A 17,658-nucleotide genomic window follows, 5' to 3' on the forward strand; every position below is an offset into this window, starting at 1 on the left:
CTAGGACACCGGTGGCCTGCGGCACAGCATCGCTATGCCGCCCGCGTCACCGGGGACGTCAGCCGTCACCCCGGTGCGCCCTCACGCCTGTTGTGCGGCCTTGGCCGCTTTGGCCGCCTTCTTGAAGTCGCGAACCTTCTGCAGAGACTCCGGATCGGTGACGTCGGCGACCGACCGGTAGCCCGTCTTGCCGTAGTCGCCCACCACCTTTGTCCACCCCGCGGGCTTCACCCCGAGCTGTTTGGCCAACAGAGCGGTGAAGATCTTGGCCTTCTGATCCCCGAAACCGGGAAGTGCGCGCACACGCGCGAACAGATCGGCACCCGACGATGCCTCTGTCCAGATCCGTTCGGTGTCACCGCCGTACTCGTCGACGACCACCCGGGCCAAGCCTTGGACACGCCCGGCCATCGACCGGCCGTAGCGGTGGATGGCAGGCGGTGTCGCACACAGATCGGCGAAGGAATCGGGTTCGGCGGCGGCGATGGCGCCCGGATCCATCGTGCCGAAACGGTCCCGGATCTTGGCCGGACCTGCGAAGGCCCGCTCCATCGGGAACTGCTGGTCGAGCAACATCCCGGTCAGCAACGCGAATGCGTCGGTGGAGAGCAACGCGTCGGCGGCCGGTTCCTGGGCAATCTGGAGATTCGCCATGGACCCATCTTAGTTACCCCTAGACTCGCCCCATGGGGTTCGGTGGGAGGGGATATCGGTCGGCCGGGCGGCGAGCCATCGGCGTCGCCGCCGCACTGGTGTCGGCATGCGCGGTCACCGCGGGGGCCGGAGCGGCGCAGGCGATCCCCGAGTACACCGAACCGAACCTCGTCACCACGCTGCGGTGCGACAGTCCCAATCCGTTGCCCGGCGCGCCGATCCCGGTCCGCGTCGATGTGTTCAACGGCATCCCGTTCCCGGCGGACGGGCTGCCGGGGCCGGCCATATCGCTGATCGCATCCAATCGGGCACAGCCGTCGCCGCTCCTCGACTACACCGTCGAGACCCGGGTCGACTGGCGCAATCTCGCGAGCGGCCGGACCGGATCGGTGACCGTGCCGAGCCGTGCCCGCGTGGTGACCTGGCAGGTGGACCTCCACCCCGGCCGCGGTCCGGTGGTGTTCAGGATCCACCAGAAGGTGGGGCTGATGGCATTCGTCCCCATGGTCAACGCACGGAACTCGGGATGCGGAGGCCGGGCGTCGGCCTGACCGTTGGACTCTTCCGGCTTCCGATACCGAATCTTGACCCCACGCACTGCGCGGAAATCCCGCGGAACACGGCGTTTCGGCTAGTAGCCTGGCAATCGCATACCTCCGCCGGTCATTCGGTGGGACTCGACGATGAGGACACGGCATATGTCGCAAGAGCATCATCAGGAGATCGCCGAGCAGCACACGGCCAAGGTCATCGGCGTCACAGTGGCCGCGGCGGTCGGCGGATTCCTGTTCGGTTTCGACAGTTCGGTCGTCAACGGTGCGGTCGACTCGATCCAGGACACCTTCGGTCTCGGGGCGCTCTTCACCGGGTTCGCAGTTGCCATCGCCCTCCTCGGCTGTGCGCTCGGTGCGTGGTTCGCGGGACGTCTGGCCGACATCTGGGGCCGCAAGCGCGTGATGCTGCTCGGTTCGGCACTCTTCGTGGCCTCGGCGATCGGGACCGCATACACGCAGACTGTCTGGGATCTACTGCTGTGGCGGGTGCTCGGCGGAATCGGCATCGGTATCGCGTCGGTGATCGCACCGGCGTACATCTCCGAGATCGCGCCGGCCCGCTATCGGGGCGCCCTCGCATCCATGCAGCAGTTGGCGATCACGCTGGGCATCTTCGCCGCCTTGCTCTCCGACACGCTGCTCCAAGACGCCGCAGGCGATCCCCTGAACGTTCTGTGGTGGGGTCTCGAGGCATGGCGCTGGATGTTCCTCGTCGGCGTGGTGCCGGCCGTGATCTACGGTCTGCTCGCGCTGCTGATCCCGGAGTCGCCGCGATACCTCGTGGGCCGCAACCGCGACGAGGAGGCGGCACGCATCCTGCAGGAGGTGACCGGCGAGCCGAATCCGCTCGAGCGGGTCCGGGAAATCAAGATCACGGTGAAACGCGAGGCGCGCACATCCCTGGCCGATATCCGCGGGCCCTCGTTCGGTTTGCACCCACTGGTGTGGGTGGGTATCTGGATCGCGATCTTCCAGCAGTTCGTCGGCATCAACGCGATCTTCTACTACTCGACGACCCTGTGGAAGTCGGTCGGATTCGACACCGATCAGGCGTTCACCACGTCGGTCATCACGTCGGCGATCAACGTGGGCATGACCTTTGTCGCGATCCTGTTCGTGGATCGGATCGGGCGCCGCATCCTGCTGCTCATCGGTTCCGTCGGCATGTTCGTCGGACTGGTCATGGCGTGTGTCGCCTTCACCCAGGCGACGACGACGGTCACCGACGGCGTTGCCGATGTGACGCTGTCCGACACGTGGGGTGTCATCGCCCTGATCGGTGCCAATCTGTTCGTGGTGTTCTTCGCCGCCACCTGGGGCCCGGTCATGTGGGTGATGCTCGGCGAGATGTTCCCCAACCGCATCCGCGGTGTGGCCCTTGGTGTCTGCACGGCCGCGAACTGGGTAGCCAATTTCACCATCTCGATGCTGTTCCCGCAGGTCAGCAAGGTTCTCGGGCTCGGTTGGGTCTATGGCTTCTTCGCCTTCTGTGCCGCCGCGTCGTTCTTCTACGTCCGAGCGAAGGTGCAGGAGACCAAGGGGCTGGAACTCGAGGACATGGATGGCGTGGCGGCCACACGATTGTCGGAGTTCGAGGCGGTCCGGTCGGCGAAGGGTCCGCACCAGTCCCATTGACCGCCGAATCCGGCGGTCACCCGTCGGGTTCGGACAGGCTCGTGACGAGCAGCCACTGCGCTGCGAAATAGCTTGCGAGGACCCAGGCCTCGGCCATCGCCGCCAGGCGTTCGTCGCGGATCAGGTGACGCCGGTTGATGATCGTGAGGTCGGACGCGAGAAACAGCCAGCCGCCGTTGCGAAGCCGGGGCTGTGGCCGATGGCTCGCCCCGGCCGTCGACGACATCAGCGCCAGGGTGTTGCCGTAGCCGCCCAGTACCGGGAGCAGTCGTGGTCGACGCAGCGCCATCACCGTTGCCGACTCGGCCAGGATCGCGGTCCGAAGGAGCACGCCGGCCGGTCGTGGTCGCGCGCCCCGGCGCCACATGATGCCGGTCAGACACAACTGGGCGCCGGCGAACAGTGACGCGCCGATCTGGAGTCGACGGTCCTTGTCCGACGGCTCGTCGGTGAACTCCTCGAGCAACATGGCCCGGTCGCCGGCCGCCGAGAGTGCCAGCGCGCCTGCGAGAAGCGCGTTGTCGATGCCGTTGCGCCGTCGTGTTCCGCGCAACGAGTGGGCTGCGAGGACGAGGAGTGGCAGGGGTTTGGTGATCTCCGCGGCCCGCCGCCGGTGCAGCGCGCCGGCAATCGTCGCCGCTGCGCTGACCGACAGATACGGGATCGCCGGACCCATCCTCTGCGCGAGTTGCCGGGACCGGACTCGCGCCCGGCTCACCGATTCGCCAGCCGGGACACGAACCACCGGATGTCGTTGTCGGACAAGGCATCGGACTGTTGCTGGTTGACCGCGAGATACGTGCGAGCGGTGACCCGGCGATCCGCCGCCCGGGCGTCGTTCAGATATCGGAGGGAGAGGGGCACGATGACATTCTGATCGAACAGGCTCTGCGTCATCATCACGGGGCGGGTGAATCCCTTGATGGGGATCATGTGGGTGCGCGAGACGGCTTCGATCAGTTCACGGTTCTCCGACAGCGGAGTACGGAACAACGAACCCAGCGTCTGACCGGCGAACTCACGGGTGAGGTCGTCGGCGCAGTCCCGGGCGGCACGGTCGAGCCAGCCGATCCCGGCGTCGGTCAGGTACGGATCGAGTCGCACCGCCGGCTGGGCGTTGCGGATCGCGCTGAGGGTGAAGAGGACGTCGGCCGCGACGCCGTTCGGCATCGAGGTGGTCGACGGTCCGAGGCTGCCGATCAGGGTGTCGAATTCGACAGGGATCGAGGAGGCCGCCGAACCGCGATAATCCAGGGTCGGTCCCTGGATACGGGTTGCCTGCCGGGCGAGCTCGATCGCGGCTCCGGCGCCCTGCCCCTCGCCGACCACGGCCCAACGCCGCGCCAGCCCCGAGGCGACGTCTCGGCTTGCGCGAACCGCGTCGACGATGTTGCTCGCAGTGGTGTCGGTGTCGAAGTACTCGGGAGTGCCCTTGGTGCCGAGTCCGGCGTAGTCGGGCACCACGACCGCGTAACCGCGGTCGAGCCAGCGTCCCATCTCGTCCCGGTCGGCCTGGGTGGGCTGGTTCGACGGAGCGCACTGGTCGGCGATGCCGCGACTGCCGTGCGCCCATACGACGATGGGCCATCCGCCCTTGGGGGCCCGGCCGTCCGGGACCTGCACGATACTGGTGGACAACCGCGGGGCGCGGTCGGTGCCGGTGGTCCAGTAGGTGAAGGAGTCGCCGGAACCGGCCCCCCTGGCCAGGCTCCTGGCGGGCAGGTCGCGATTGGTGAAGACCGTGCCGGGCGCCGAGCCGCCCGGTGCGGCGTGGGCCGGGACAGCTTGTGCGACAACTCCGATCACTGTGGCGGCCATCAGTGACGTGATCATTCTCGGCAGCACCGATCGGACGGCCGGTCCGCGGCGGATCGGCTGTCCGGGCTCGCGTGCGTGCGAGCCGGTCGGTGCGGATATGCGATTGGGCATCGTGGTCAGGGTTTCGTTGTGGGCTCGGGTCGGTTGGTGGCTCAGGCGTCGATCACGCCGACCGCGGGCAAGAAGTAGCAGGTGCGGTTGCCGTTCTGGGCGGTGCCGTACACAGCTGACAGAACCGTCCCCTTACCGGTCTCGACCGGTGCGAGACGAACACCGGACAGCACCGGCAGGGCCTTGAGGATGGGCGCGTCGGAGATCGGCTTGAGATCGGCGAAACCGCCTTGCAGAGTGGAGGTGTTGAACCATGCGACCTGCATCGCACCGCTGGTCCCGCCGGCCGTGGTGGACGGGACGAACGCGTAGGCGGTCTGACCGTTGTCGACGAGGTTGAGCTTGGGCAGCGTGATGCCGAAGAGTTGCTGGAGCGGCGCGAGGGGTTCATGCGCCAACGGCCACGGGCCTGCGACCGCCCCGGCGCCTGCGGTGACGAGGCCGAGCGGGTTGTCGGCGGTCGGATCGGTGCAGAACGGCGCCACCGATGGGCTCAGCGGCTGGATGCCCAGGTTGTGCAGGAGCGCCATGGGATCGGCCGCGACGGGTACGGCCGCGCCCCGATCCGCGACGGGGACGCCCGCGGCCCGCGCCGCGACCTGTTCCGTCGACATCTGGCCGACGCTGGTCATGATGGCCTGCGCGGCCTCGAGTGCCATGCGGTCCACACCGGCGTCGCGGAGCATCCGGACGGCTGCGGCGAGTTCGCTGTCGAAGGGGATCGCCGGGAGGGTCATCGTGTTGTCGCCGACGAGAGGTTCGGCGTTCGCGGTCCCGGATGCCACCAGGGCCGGCGCACACAGCGCGGTGGCGGCCGCGGCGGCAACACCGAGGACGCCTGCGCGCAGACGGAACGACAAGCGACGAGTGCCCGCAGCGCGCTTCGACGTGGCGACCATGATGTTCTCTCCTTCATCGACCGATACACCCGCCCGACGAAGGCCTGTTACGGGTGTGACAGGTGTTGCTCAAGTTAAAAGAGAGCACGAAGAGTGTCGAATATTCAAGTCGTGAAGCCGTCTTGTGACATCGTCGCGACCGATAGGCAACCGAGGAATCACCTGATTGGTCTGCGCAGGTCACGCGACTGTGGTGCGGGTCACAGCCGGAATCCGGCACAAATGATGACACCCCCGGTCGCAAGGACCGGGGGTGTCATCGAGTCGGAACGGATCAGACGATGCCGATGCCGATCGTGGGGACGATCCCGCAGGAGATGACCTTCCCCTTGGTCTTGGTCGTCACGTCGCCGTAGATCGTCGACACGATCCGGCCCTTGCCGGTCGGCACGACCCCCGTGAAGGTGCCCGGTCCGTCGGTCGCGTTGATCTTCGGGTTGCGCTTGAGCTGCACCTGTCCTGAGCGGCCGGTGTCGATGTTCAGCCAGGTCACCCAGAGCTTGCGTGCGGAGCTGTTGATCGCGGGACCGGTACCGAGGCTGGTGTAGACGTAGCCGGCCTGGCCCTTCTTCGGTCCCGGTGCCGGTGCCTGCTGAGGTCCGGCGGTCATCAGGGCGCGGCCCAGTGAGTTGCCCGAGGTCAGGCTGGCGTTCGGCATGCAGCCGATGCCGATGGTCGGATAGAGGAACTCCTGGATCTTCGGAGCGCCCGGGCCCTGGGGGATCTCCGGATCGCCGGGCTTGTGCTCGGCGGCCTTGTGCTGACGGACCAGCGCGGCTCGTCCGGGCTCACCGAGGAAGTCGATCACGTCCTGCCAGATGTCCTTCGCGCGCGGCGGCAGGCCCGGCGTCGCGGCGAGGGCCTTTGCCTGGCTGATCAGCTGCGGGTTGATCTTGCCGTCCGGGCCCTTCGTGGTGACCGCGCCGATGATCGCCGGCGCGAACGCGCTCATCGAATCGAGCGTGCGCTGGTCGACCTTCGGGGCCGACGGCGCCTTGGGCGCGGCCTGCGCGACCGCGGGCATGGCCAGTGAGGTCGCGGCGGCGACGCTCATCGCGGCGACCGCGACCCGGCGGACCGTGCTGGTCGATGGTCGGTTCATGCGGTGGGAACGCAGGCTCTGGAGTACAGGCAAACGCACTGTTTCCGGTCCAATCGGTCGTCGGTGTGCGCCGGTGCAGGTCACACACTCCGCTGTCAGTGACTCGGACGCCGGAATGGCGTCGCGCGTCATTCTATGCACGCCCCGGTGGCGGGCACTGTCCAGGGAGCCTAACGCCGGTCGGTGTGACTCCTGTGATTATTGATTCAATTGTTACTCATGTGACCTCGTCGGCCACCGGTCGTGCCGGCGAGATGCACCTGGTTAGATCGAGTATGTGGGGAGACGACGCGCGAAGGATGCCCGAGGCATCGCGACCGATGCGCGCCGCCACGTCGGGGCGTTGCGAACCATCACCCTGGCGGTCGTGGCGGCGGTCACCGCAACCATGCTGGCCGCGTGCGGAGACGACGCCGAACAGGGTGCCGAGGTCACGCTGCTGACGCACGACTCGTTCTCGCTGCCCGACTCGGTGTTCGACGCCTTCCGCCGGGAGACCGGACTGACCCTCAAGGTGGTGAAGTCCGGTGACGCAGGTCAGCTGGCGTCGACCGTGTCGCTGACGCCGGGGTCGCCCAAGGCGGACGCCGTCTTCGGCATCGACAACACCTTTGCCTCCCGGCCGATCCAGGCGGGGGCGCTCGAGCCCTACGCTTCACCTCTCGCGGCCAACGGCGCAGCCGACTTCGCCATCCCGGATTCGAACAACGAGCTGACTGCCGTCGACCGCGGCGATGTCTGCCTCAACGTCGACGAATCCTGGTACTCGGCTCGAGGGCAGGAACCGCCGAAGAGTCTTCGCGACCTCCGCGATCTGAAATACGCGTCGGAGTCGGTGCTGCTCGATCCGGGGACCTCGTCACCGGGGATGTCGTTTCTGCTCAGCACCATCGGGGCCTTCGCGAACGGATGGCAGGACTACTGGAAGACGGTGACCGCGGGCGGCGCGAGCATCGTGTCGGGCTGGGAGATCGCCTACAACCAGAAGTTCAGTGCGGGCGAGGGCAAGGGCGACAAACCGATCGTGTTGTCCTACGCGTCGTCACCTGCCGCCACCCCCGGCACCTCGGCGTTGCTCGACAGCTGCTTCCGGCAGGTCGAGTACATCGGCGTCCTCAAGGGCACCAAGAACCCCTCGGGCGCACGGAAACTGGTCGACTTCATGCTCGGCCCGGATGTCCAGGCCGCGCTGCCGTCGGCGATGTATGTCTATCCCGTCCAGAAGGGCACGCCGCTCCCGGACGGCTGGCAACAGCGGGCCCCCGTGCCGCCGTGGACGGTGAGCCTACCGCCCGCCTACATCGCGCAGAATCGTGAGAAGTGGCTCGAGCAGTGGCGCGAGGCCGTCGGGCGGTGACCGCGGGCCGACTGGGCGGACTCGCCCTGCGGGTCGTGCCGGCGGCGTTCATCCTGATCCTGTTCATCTGGCCGCTGGGCGCACTCGTCCGGCGGGCTGTCGACACCGGATCCGACGTCGGCGTCGGTGAGCTCCTGCGCCGCACGCACGCACTGAATCTGCTTGGCTTCACCCTGTGGCAGGCCGCCGCGTCCACCGTGCTGGCCCTCGTGGTGGCGGCGCCGATGGTGTGGCTGGTCGCCCGGGTGCGCATCCCGGGATCGGCACTGCTGATGGTGATCGTGACGGTGCCCTTCGTGCTTCCCACGGTCGTCGTCGGGGTCGCGTTCCGGGCGCTGCTCGACGGACCGCTCGCGTTCGCGCACATCGGCTCCGGATTGTGGCCGATCCTGCTGGCCCACGCGTTCCTCAACGTCGCGGTCGTCGCACGGGTCGTCGGCGCGGCATGGCGATCACTGGACCCACGACAGGCCGAGGCGGCGCAGACCCTGGGGGCGGGACGTATCCGCGCCTTCCTGACCGTTGTCGCGCCCCGCTTGATGCCGGCCGTCGGCGCGGCGGCGGCACTGGTGTTCCTGTTCTGCTCCACCAGCTTCGGCGTGATCGTGGTCCTCGGCAACGGCGAGATCCGGACGTTGGAGACCGAGATCTACACCCAGGCGATCGGCTACTTCCGGATCCCGGAGGCGGTGGCACTCTCCATGGTGCAGATCGTCGTGGTGGTCGCGGCGCTGCTGTTGACCCGCGTGTTCACCGACCCCGCCGGATCGGCTACGGGTGCCCGCCCGAGGGAGACGCGATTCCGGCCACACGGCACGGGATGGTTGCCCGTTCTGGCGGCGCTCGCGTGGACCGTGGTGGTCCTGGTGGGGCCGATCGCGGTTCTCGCGCTCCGTTCGGTGCGCCCCGGCGCCGACGGCGCCTGGACACTCGACGGATACCGGTCCCTGACGGAGTCGGTCAACGGGGTCACCCCCCTCGACACCTTGCGGTACTCGCTGGTCACAGCGGCGTTGGCGATGGCGATCGCGCTGGTGGTCGGACTGCTCGCCGCAGTCGCGATGCATCGATCTCATGGCGTGTGGGCGGCGACCGGCAACGTCGTCGCGACGATTCCCCTGGGCGTCAGCGCGGTGACGCTGGGTTTCGGATACCTCATCGTGCTGGCGTCACTGCCCACCGAGGTCGCGTCGTCGGCGCTGGTGATCCCGTGCGTGCAGGCCCTGATCGCCATCCCGGTGGTGGTGCGGATCGCGCTGCCCGCACTGTCCTCGGTGCCCGGCAGGCTCCGGGAGGCGGCGGCGACCCTGGGTGCCGGGCCGTTGCGGGTGTTCCTCACCGTCGACCTCCCGCTCATCGGTCGCGCGCTCTGTGCGGCAGGCGGTTTCGCATTCGTGATGGCGCTCGGCGAGTTCGGGGCCACGAGTTTCCTGGCCCGCGCGGACACGACCACGCTGCCGGTGCTGATCGGATCGGCGCTGAATCGGCCCGGCGCCGACAACTTGGCGACGGCGATGGCGGCCTCGATGCTGCTCGTCGCGGTCACGACACTGGCGGTCGTCGTGGTCGAAGCGCTGCGGCCCAGGACGGGAGCGCTGCTCTGACATGCTGCAGATCGAGAATGTCGGGGTCCGGTACGGACCGACCGTGGTGTTGGACGGCCTGAGTTGGACGGTGGGCACGACGGGTTCGGTGGTGACCGCGCTGCTCGGCCCGTCGGGCTGCGGGAAGTCGACCCTGATCCGCGCGGTTGCGGGTCTGGAACCGTTGAGCCACGGGCGAATTCGGTTCGACGGTGGCGACCTGTCCGAGTTGCCGGCGCACCGTCGTGACTTCGGGGTGGTGTTCCAGGACGGACAGTTGTTCCCGGGCCGAACGGTCGCGTCCAACATTGCCTACGGGTTGCGGATGCGACGCTGGTCGCGGGCCACGATCCGGGCCCGCGTGGCGGAGATGCTGGATCTGGTGCGGTTGCCCGATTTCGCCGACCGCGGTGTCGACGAACTGTCCGGTGGTCAGGCCCAGCGCGTCGCACTCGCACGGTCGCTGGCGCCGCGACCGCGGCTGCTGTTGCTCGACGAGCCTCTCGCAGCCCTCGATCGGCTGCTCCGGGATCAGCTGGCCATCGAGATCGCCGAGATCGTCCGCGACGCGGCCACGCCAACCATCGTGGTGACCCACGATCACAACGAGGCCGCGTTGATGGCCGACACGATCTCGGTGATGCGCGAGGGTGAACTGGTGCAGACCGATGTGCCCGAACATCTCTGGAGCAGTCCCGTCGACGAGTGGACCGCCCGGTTCCTGGGGGTGACGACCGTGATCGAGGCGGAGTTCGCCGGCGCGTCCGCGCAGACAGAGCTCGGGCCCGTCGGCCTCGCCGTTCCCGACGGGCACCGACGCCTGGGGCTGCGGGCGGAGTCGATGCGTGCGGTCCGGGCCGGTTCGGACGACGACGTGGTCGGTGTGGTCGCGACGGTCGCCGATCTGCCCGCCGGCCGTCGAGTGCGTGTGGTCACCGACGTCGGCGAGGTCGATGCGGTGACCTCCGAGCGGGCCGCGGTGGGAGATCGGGTGGGCCTGCGGATCGTCGCGGAGCGGGTCGCGGTGATCGGATCGTGAGCGCGTGGGTGGACGACGGCCGCCGGCTGGTGGTCGCGGGGGCGATCCTGGATGCGGGTCGTCGTCGCGTGCTGCTCGCCCAGCGGCGGTACCCCGTCGAGGTCGCCGGGCGGTGGGAGTTGCCCGGCGGTAAGACGGAGCCGGGGGAGAGCGCCGAGACCGCCCTGCGCCGCGAACTGATGGAAGAACTCGGGGTCGAGGTCGCGGTGGGCGGCGTCCTGCGCGAAACAGTGGATCTGCCGGCCGGTCTCACGCTGGTGGCAAGGTGGGCGCACATCGTCGCCGGCACCCCACACCCGGCCGAACATCGGGCGCTGCGCTGGGTGGATGCGGTCGCCCTGAGTGCGCTGACCCACGACGATCAGTTGGTGCCAGCGGACACCGCCTGGGTGCCCGAACTCCTCGCCGTACTCGAATGATGCACGGGTCGGGGACCCGGCTGACCGCCCCGGCGCTCATGATCGTGGGCGCGGTCTCGATGTACCTGGGTGCGGCGATCGCCGTCGACCTCTTCGACACGCTGCCACCCGGCGCCGTCGCCTGGCTGCGCATCGCCGGCGCGGCGCTCATCCTGGTGGTGTGGGTGCGTCCCGGACGGGCTGCCTGGCGGCCGTCGCGTCTCGTGCTGGCCGCCGGCTTCGGGCTCATCACGGCCGCGATGAACATCGCCTTCTACGAGGCGCTGGACCGTCTGCCGCTGGGCACCACGGTCGCACTCGAATTCCTGGGCCCGGTCGCGGTCGCGGCGCTCGGTTCACGTACGCGCCGCGACGTGCTCGCACTGGGACTCGCCGTGATCGGGGTGGTGCTGATCGCCGACGTCCGATGGGAGGGCACCGCGGTCGGGGTGCTGCTGGCGCTGGTGGCCGCGGCCTGCTGGGCGGGTTACATCGTGTTGGGCAAGCGGGTCGCACAACGCGGCCGCGGCATGGAGGATCTGGCGACCGGTTTCGTCGTCGCCGCGGTCGTCACGTCGCCACTCGCGCTGTTCCTCGGCCCGGCGTTCGCCGACGACGCGCCGACTGCACGGTTGTTGCTGCTCGGACTCGGTCTCGGGCTCGCGTCGACCGCCATTCCCTACGCGCTCGACCAGGTGGTGTTGCGGCAGGTGGGCCGTGCCCGGTTCGCCATCCTGCTGGCCCTGCTGCCGGTGGCCGCCTCGATCGTCGGGGTGGTGGTGCTGCACCAGATCCCGACACCGGTGGAGGCCGTCGGCATCATCGCGGTGGCCGCCGCGGTCGCGGTCCGGTCGGCCGCGGAGGAGGAGTCGCCGCCGACGGCGTGAGGCGCGTGGTGCGCAGGCCGGATCAGGCGGCGCGGGCCTTCTTGAGTGCCTTGCCCAGCTGTTTCTTGGACATCTGTGAATAGTCGAGCTTGCGCATCCGGTGGATCACCACGGGACAGCGGACACACCGCGTGGACTTCCGGCAACACTTCTTCTTGGCCTTGAGATCGCACACTTCTGCCGGCTTCACCTTGCCCATGTCGGGACGTTAGCATGCCCTAACTTCGGACTGTCCGCGTGATGTGATCACCGTCTCAGGCGGTCGACCGATACCCTGTACAGGTTGACCTGTCCGCTGGCGATCGCCGGGTACCGGCCGGCCATGCCGCCGCGCTTCCCCGTCGCCCGCCGCGCCGGGAGTGAGCGAGCGGGACATATCGACCCCACAAGCCCAGACCTCGAGTACGAACGCAGTGAAAGAGAGCTCAGTGAGCGCTGTCCACAAATTCCGCAACGTCGCGATCGTCGCGCACGTCGACCACGGCAAGACCACCCTGGTCGATGCGATGCTGCGCCAGTCCGGCGTCTTCGGCGAACGCGCCGAGCTCGTCGACCGCGTGATGGATTCCGGTGACCTCGAACGCGAGAAGGGCATCACCATCCTCGCCAAGAACACCGCGGTCCACCGTCGCCAGCCCGACGGCACCGAGGTCGTCATCAACGTCATCGACACCCCCGGCCACGCCGACTTCGGCGGCGAGGTCGAGCGCGGCCTGTCCATGGTCGACGGCGTGGTGCTGCTCGTCGACGCCTCCGAGGGGCCGTTGCCACAGACGCGTTTCGTGCTACGCAAGGCGCTGGCCGCATCGCTGCCGGTCATCGTTCTGGTGAACAAGACCGACCGCCCCGACGCCCGAATCCAGGAGGTCGTCGACGAGACGCAGGACCTGCTGCTCGACCTCGCCTCCGACCTCGACGACGAGGCCGCTGCGGCCGCCGAACTCGTTCTCGACCTGCCGATCCTCTACGCCTCTGGGCGTGCGGGCATCGCCAGCACCGTGAAGCCCGCTGACGGCGAGGTGCCGGCCGGGGAGAACCTCGACCCGTTCTTCGACGTGCTTCTCGACCACGTGCCACCGCCCAAGGGCAACCCCGACGCCCCGTTGCAGGCCCACGTCACCAACCTCGACGCCTCGGCGTTCCTGGGTCGCCTCGCACTCGTGCGCATCCACAACGGGACGCTGCGCAAGGGGCAGCAGATCTCGTGGTGCCGAGAGGTCGATGGCGAACCCGTGATCGAGCGGGCCAAGATCACCGAGCTGCTCGCCACCATCGGTGTCGACCGGGCGCCCGCCGAGTCGGCGGACGCCGGCGACATCGTCGCGGTCGCCGGCATGCCGGAGATCATGATCGGCGACACCCTTGCCGACCTCGAGAACCCGGAGCCGCTGCCGCGGATCACCGTCGACGAGCCGGCCATCTCGGTCACCGTCGGCACCAACTCCTCGCCGCTGGCGGGCCGCGTGTCAGGTCACAAGCTGACCGCACGGATGGTCAAGTCGCGTCTCGATTCCGAGCTGGTCGGCAACGTGTCGTTGCGGGTCCTCGACATCGGCCGTCCGGATGCCTGGGAGGTGCAGGGCCGCGGCGAGCTGGCGCTGGCCATCCTCGTCGAGCAGATGCGTCGTGAGGGTTTCGAGCTCACCGTCGGCAAGCCGCAGGTGGTCACCCGCAAGGTCGACGGCAAGGTGCAGGAGCCGTTCGAGCACCTGACCATCGATGTCCCCGAGGAGTACCTCGGTGCAGTCACCCAGTTGCTCGCCGCGCGCAAGGGCCGCATGGAGCAGATGAACAACCACGGCACCGGGTGGGTCCGGATGGAGTTCATCGTCCCGTCGCGCGGCCTGATCGGCTTCCGCACCGACTTCCTCACCGAAACCCGCGGCACCGGCATCGCCAACGCGGTGTTCGACGGCTACGACTCCTGGGCAGGCGAGATCCGGGCCCGGCACACCGGGTCCCTGGTCAGCGACCGCACCGGTAGCGTCACGCCGTTCGCGATGATCCAGCTCGCCGATCGAGGGACGTTCTTCGTGGAGCCGGGTGCCGACACCTACGAGGGCATGGTCGTCGGGATCAATCCGCGCGCCGAGGATCTCGACATCAACGTCACCCGCGAGAAGAAGCTGACCAACATGCGTCAGTCATCGGCCGACGTGATGGAGACGCTGGCCAAGCCGATGCAACTCGACCTCGAGGGCGCGATGGAGTTCTGCGCCGCCGATGAGTGTGTGGAGGTGACGCCCGAGGTGACCCGGGTGCGTAAGGTTCACCTCGACGCGTCCACTCGCGCCCGCGAACGCTCACGGGCGAAGTCGCGCGATCAGGCGGCGGGATAAGGCAAGGCCGAGTGCCCGGACGATGTGCGCCGGGCACCCATGACGTGGGGGTAGTGCTGGTGAGTCGTTGGCAGCTGAGATCGTCGGTGCGCGCCACCCGTCGTCACAGCCGATTGCCTGCGCTGCTCGCGGCCGTTGTGCTGGTGGGTGCGGCCTGTTCGGCCAATCCGCCGCCACCGGTACGCGAGACGGCGCCGCCGGCGACCCCGACCGAGTATCCGACCGAGAAGACGGTCTACATCGCGACCGACTCCGTGGGCGGCGGGTTCAACCCGCACCTCGGTGCCGATCAGGGTTCGGTCACGACGGCGATCGCCGCGATGACATTGCCGAGCGCGTTCCAGCCGGTCAACACGCCGGCCGGCGTCGTCTGGCAGCGCCAGGACGCGCTGATCACCTCGGCCGATGTCACCTCGACCCAGCCCTTCACCGTCACCTATCACATCCAGACCGACGCGCAGTGGTCCGATGGCCTCCCGGTGACCGGTGACGATTTCTCGTACCTCTGGCAGCAGATGTCGCGGCAACCCAATGTCGTGGCGCCGGCCGGCTATCGCCTGATCGACTCCGTGCAGTCGCGCGCCGGCGGCAAGGAGGTGGCCGTGACATTCGCGCGGCCGTACCCGGCGTGGCGTGAACTCTTCACCGACCTGCTGCCGAGTCACGTCCTGCGCGGCGCGCCCGCGGGGTTCCAGACCGGGATGGACAGCGGGAAGCCCGTCTCGGCCGGCCCGTATTCGGTCGTGTCCATCGACCAGACCCGCGACGAGGTGCGCCTGGTCCGCAACGACCGCTACTGGATGAAGCCGCCGTCGTTGGATCAGGTGGTGCTGCGTCGGGCCGGCACGGCGTCGCAGATGGTCGAGACCGTGCGATCAGGTGATTCGTCGATCGTCAACCTCAGCACCGGCCCGGCGACCACCGCCGAACTCGCCGCGGTGCCCGGCGTGCAGACCCAACGCAATCCGACGTCGCGGGCCTTGTCCATCGGCGTGAACGCCCGGACGTCGACGATGCGTTCGTTGCAGGTGCGCCAGGCGATCCTCGGCATGGTCGATCCGGGTCTGGTCTCGCTGGCCGGTGCGGGCGACGACATCGTGACGCCATACGCCAACACCGTCTTCGCCCCGACGGACCGGGGCTACTTCCCGGTCGACCGGGCCCGGCCGTCGGCGGGCGAGATCACCGGTCTGCTGGGCGACGCGGGCTATCAACGCGCCGAGGCAGACAGCGCCACCTCGAACACCGCCACCCCGACCACCGGCACCCCGAGCACCTCGGGGGCGAGCCCGTCCTCGCAGAGTTCGTCGCCGTCGAGTGCCGCTGCGCCGAGCTCATCTCAGGCCTCCGGCGCGAACCCCGACACCCCACGGCTGCCGGAGGGTGTCGCGCCCTACCGCAAGGACGGCCAGGACCTCGCCGTGCGGGTCGGTGCGATCAGCGGTGACCCACGATCCACGTCCGCGGCGTCCAACATCGTCGATCAGCTGCGCGGCCACGGAGTGAGAGCGTCGGTGGTGGCCCTGCCCAACAACGAGCTGTACGGCGTCGCCCTGACCAACGCCCGGGTGGACCTGGTCGTCGGCTGGACCGGACTCGGGGTGCCGCCGGCCGCATCGCTGGCGTCGCAGGTCGACTGCGATCAGCCGAAGCCGGGCACCGCGCCGTCGCTCTCGACGCCGCCGACGCCGACCAGTGTGGCCCCCGGACAGACCGGTGCGGGCCCCGGCGACAGCTATGCCAGCAACATCTCGGGCGTGTGCGACCCGCCGCTGATCGCCCTGGCGCGCGGCGCACTGTCGGCGGCCGACCCCATCCCGCAACTGACCGAGGCCGAGCCGCTTCTGGCCGCGCAGGCGGTGTACCTGCCGCTCTATCAGGACAGCACCCTCGTGGGTCGGACCGGTCAGGTCAAGAACGTGCCGCTGTCGGGGCCGATCCAGGTGGGGATCTACGGCGACGCGGTGTCGTGGGAGCTGCCGTGACGGCACCCGCGGATCGGCGGCTGTTGCTGTTGCACGCGCATCCCGACGACGAATCGATCATGACCGGCGGCACCATCGCCCGCTATCTCGCCGAGGGCGTCGACGTGCGCGTCCTGACCTTCACCCTCGGCGAGGAGGGCGAGGTCATCGGCGAGGAGTGGTCGCAGTTGGCCGCCGACGGGGGCGCCGACCAACTCGGCGGTTACCGCATCCTCGAACTCACCCGGGCGCTTGCCGCGCTCACCCCGGCGGGTCGCGCACCGTTGCGTCCACGGTTCCTCGGCGGCGCCGGGCGCTGGCGTGACTCGGGGATGGCCGGGACGCCGTCTGCCGACCATCCGCGCGCCCTCGTCCGGGCGCCGTTCGACGATCTGGTGGCCGCACTCGTCGCCGAGATCGTGGATTTCGCGCCGCAGGTGATCGTGACCTATGACGATGCGGGCACCTACGGTCACCCCGACCACAAATTGGTCCACGCGACAACGGTCGCGGCAGTGCCGCAGGTCGTCGAGCGACTCGGCGGCACGAACCTGAAGGTGTACGAGTCGGTGACCGAACGGTCCGCGCTCGCGGCCGGCCTCACCGGGGCATCCGGTCGCGTCCCGGACGCCTGGCGTATGCCCGAAGCCGGTGAGCTGCCGAGTTATCCGGACGAGACGATCACCACCGAGATCGACGTCCGGCCGCAGTTGCACCTGAAGGCGGCGGCGTTGGCGGCACATGCCACGCAGGTGACCGTAGCCGGGTCCGGCACCGAGTACGCACTGTCCAACAACATCGTGCAGCCCATCCTCGACTGTGAGCACTTCGTGCGGACGGCCGGCGACGCCGGTGACGGCCTGGGACCGGGCCGTGAGATCGATCTCTTCGCCGGGGTCGTCTGATGCGGTGGTCCGACCGGATCCTGCTGGCCTTCCTCGTCGTCGACGGGTTCGTGGTCGGCGTGATGTCCGTGACGTTCGCATATCTGCGATTCGGTGGCATTGCCATCCCGGTGGCCGCGGTGCTCGCAGGCATCGTGAACGCCGTCCTGCTCTGGCTCGCCTCGACCTACACCGACGGTCCGGTGCGCTATTTTCCGTTGCTGGCGTGGCTCCTCGCCCTGGTGATCGGTGCGCTGCCCGGTCCGGGTGGCGATGTCGAGCTGCTCCCGGACGGGGTGCTGATGCTGCCGACCCTGGCGCTGCTCGTCATCGGGGCGGGCCTGCCGGCGGTCGTCGCGTGGTCGGGGCGGTTGCCCACACCAGATGACGTCTGACCACTTCAGAAGGGGTGTAGCGGAGCCCGGATCGACGCG

At 68.8% G+C, this 17,658-nt stretch carries 17 protein-coding genes; 11 read left to right on the plus strand and 6 right to left on the minus strand.

Annotated features, from left to right (window positions below; all coding sequences use genetic code 11):
* Nucleotides 1-81 precede the first annotated feature (81 nt).
* The gene (locus tag ACPXCG_RS09430; protein WP_425791365.1) at nt 82-654 is read right to left on the minus strand and encodes an HhH-GPD-type base excision DNA repair protein; all 573 of its coding nucleotides are present in this window, start codon (nt 652-654) and stop codon (nt 82-84) included.
* Nucleotides 655-686: 32 nt separating this feature from the next.
* Here ACPXCG_RS09430 and ACPXCG_RS09435 point away from each other — a divergent pair, with 32 nt between their 5' ends.
* Both ACPXCG_RS09435 and ACPXCG_RS09440 read left to right on the plus strand, forming a co-directional pair.
* Entirely contained in the window at nt 687-1,205 is a 519-nt protein-coding gene (locus tag ACPXCG_RS09435; protein WP_425791367.1) for a hypothetical protein, read from the plus strand.
* Nucleotides 1,206-1,352: 147 nt separating this feature from the next.
* Nucleotides 1,353-2,843 carry a sugar porter family MFS transporter gene (locus ACPXCG_RS09440; RefSeq protein WP_425791369.1) on the plus strand — a complete coding sequence of 497 codons (1,491 nt, stop codon included), beginning with the start codon at nt 1,353-1,355 and terminating at the stop codon, nt 2,841-2,843.
* A gap of 16 nt (nt 2,844-2,859) precedes the next feature.
* On the opposite strand, the gene ACPXCG_RS09445 is transcribed toward ACPXCG_RS09440, so the two are convergent.
* The 4 genes from ACPXCG_RS09445 to ACPXCG_RS09460 form a co-directional block, all read right to left on the minus strand.
* Nucleotides 2,860-3,519, minus strand: a complete 660-nt coding sequence (locus ACPXCG_RS09445; RefSeq protein ID WP_425792089.1) for a lysoplasmalogenase family protein — start codon at nt 3,517-3,519, stop codon at nt 2,860-2,862.
* Between the two features lie 38 nt (nt 3,520-3,557).
* On the minus strand, nt 3,558-4,772 hold the full coding sequence (locus ACPXCG_RS09450) for a lipase family protein (RefSeq protein WP_425791371.1): 1,215 nt from the start codon (nt 4,770-4,772) through the stop codon (nt 3,558-3,560).
* 41 nt (nt 4,773-4,813) lie between these two features.
* The gene (locus ACPXCG_RS09455) at nt 4,814-5,671 is read right to left on the minus strand and encodes a hypothetical protein (protein WP_425791373.1); all 858 of its coding nucleotides are present in this window, start codon (nt 5,669-5,671) and stop codon (nt 4,814-4,816) included.
* A gap of 274 nt (nt 5,672-5,945) precedes the next feature.
* Entirely contained in the window at nt 5,946-6,773 is an 828-nt protein-coding gene (locus tag ACPXCG_RS09460; protein ID WP_425791375.1) for a hypothetical protein, read from the minus strand.
* A gap of 388 nt (nt 6,774-7,161) precedes the next feature.
* On the opposite strand from ACPXCG_RS09460, the gene ACPXCG_RS09465 reads away from it, so the two are divergent.
* From ACPXCG_RS09465 to ACPXCG_RS09485, 5 genes are read left to right on the plus strand one after another with little or no spacing between them, the layout of a single operon-like run.
* Nucleotides 7,162-8,130: a thiamine ABC transporter substrate-binding protein gene (locus ACPXCG_RS09465; protein WP_425792090.1), complete on the plus strand. Its 969-nt coding sequence runs from the start codon at nt 7,162-7,164 to the stop codon at nt 8,128-8,130.
* Complete coding sequence (locus tag ACPXCG_RS09470; RefSeq protein WP_425791377.1) at nt 8,094-9,734, plus strand: ABC transporter permease; 1,641 nt, start codon at nt 8,094-8,096, stop codon at nt 9,732-9,734. The genes ACPXCG_RS09465 and ACPXCG_RS09470 overlap by 37 nt, the downstream gene beginning before the upstream one ends.
* Nucleotide 9,735: 1 nt before the next feature.
* A complete protein-coding gene (locus ACPXCG_RS09475) occupies nt 9,736-10,752 on the plus strand; it encodes an ABC transporter ATP-binding protein (RefSeq protein WP_425791379.1) in 1,017 nt (338 codons plus the stop codon).
* Nucleotides 10,749-11,171 carry a (deoxy)nucleoside triphosphate pyrophosphohydrolase gene (locus tag ACPXCG_RS09480; RefSeq protein ID WP_425791381.1) on the plus strand — a complete coding sequence of 141 codons (423 nt, stop codon included), beginning with the start codon at nt 10,749-10,751 and terminating at the stop codon, nt 11,169-11,171. Before ACPXCG_RS09475 ends, ACPXCG_RS09480 begins: the two co-directional genes overlap by 4 nt.
* Entirely contained in the window at nt 11,171-12,037 is an 867-nt protein-coding gene (locus ACPXCG_RS09485) for an EamA family transporter (protein WP_425792091.1), read from the plus strand. Before ACPXCG_RS09480 ends, ACPXCG_RS09485 begins: the two co-directional genes overlap by 1 nt.
* A 22-nt stretch (nt 12,038-12,059) precedes the next feature.
* Here the strand turns inward: ACPXCG_RS09485 and ACPXCG_RS09490 are convergent, their stop codons facing one another.
* On the minus strand, nt 12,060-12,236 hold the full coding sequence (locus tag ACPXCG_RS09490; protein WP_425791382.1) for a hypothetical protein: 177 nt from the start codon (nt 12,234-12,236) through the stop codon (nt 12,060-12,062).
* Nucleotides 12,237-12,465: 229 nt separating this feature from the next.
* On the opposite strand from ACPXCG_RS09490, the gene typA reads away from it, so the two are divergent.
* From typA to ACPXCG_RS09510, 4 genes are all read left to right on the plus strand, one after another.
* Nucleotides 12,466-14,376, plus strand: a complete 1,911-nt coding sequence (gene typA, locus ACPXCG_RS09495) for a translational GTPase TypA (RefSeq protein WP_425791384.1) — start codon at nt 12,466-12,468, stop codon at nt 14,374-14,376.
* 86 nt (nt 14,377-14,462) lie between these two features.
* Complete coding sequence (locus tag ACPXCG_RS09500) at nt 14,463-16,361, plus strand: ABC transporter family substrate-binding protein (RefSeq protein ID WP_425792092.1); 1,899 nt, start codon at nt 14,463-14,465, stop codon at nt 16,359-16,361.
* Entirely contained in the window at nt 16,358-17,245 is an 888-nt protein-coding gene (gene mshB, locus ACPXCG_RS09505) for an N-acetyl-1-D-myo-inositol-2-amino-2-deoxy-alpha-D-glucopyranoside deacetylase (protein WP_425791386.1), read from the plus strand. Before ACPXCG_RS09500 ends, mshB begins: the two co-directional genes overlap by 4 nt.
* Entirely contained in the window at nt 17,245-17,619 is a 375-nt protein-coding gene (locus ACPXCG_RS09510) for a facilitated glucose transporter (RefSeq protein WP_425791388.1), read from the plus strand. The genes mshB and ACPXCG_RS09510 overlap by 1 nt, the downstream gene beginning before the upstream one ends.
* Nucleotides 17,620-17,658: the final 39 nt, after the last annotated feature.

Source organism: Gordonia sp. DT218, assembly GCF_049847105.1.
Taxonomy (GTDB): domain Bacteria; phylum Actinomycetota; class Actinomycetes; order Mycobacteriales; family Mycobacteriaceae; genus Gordonia.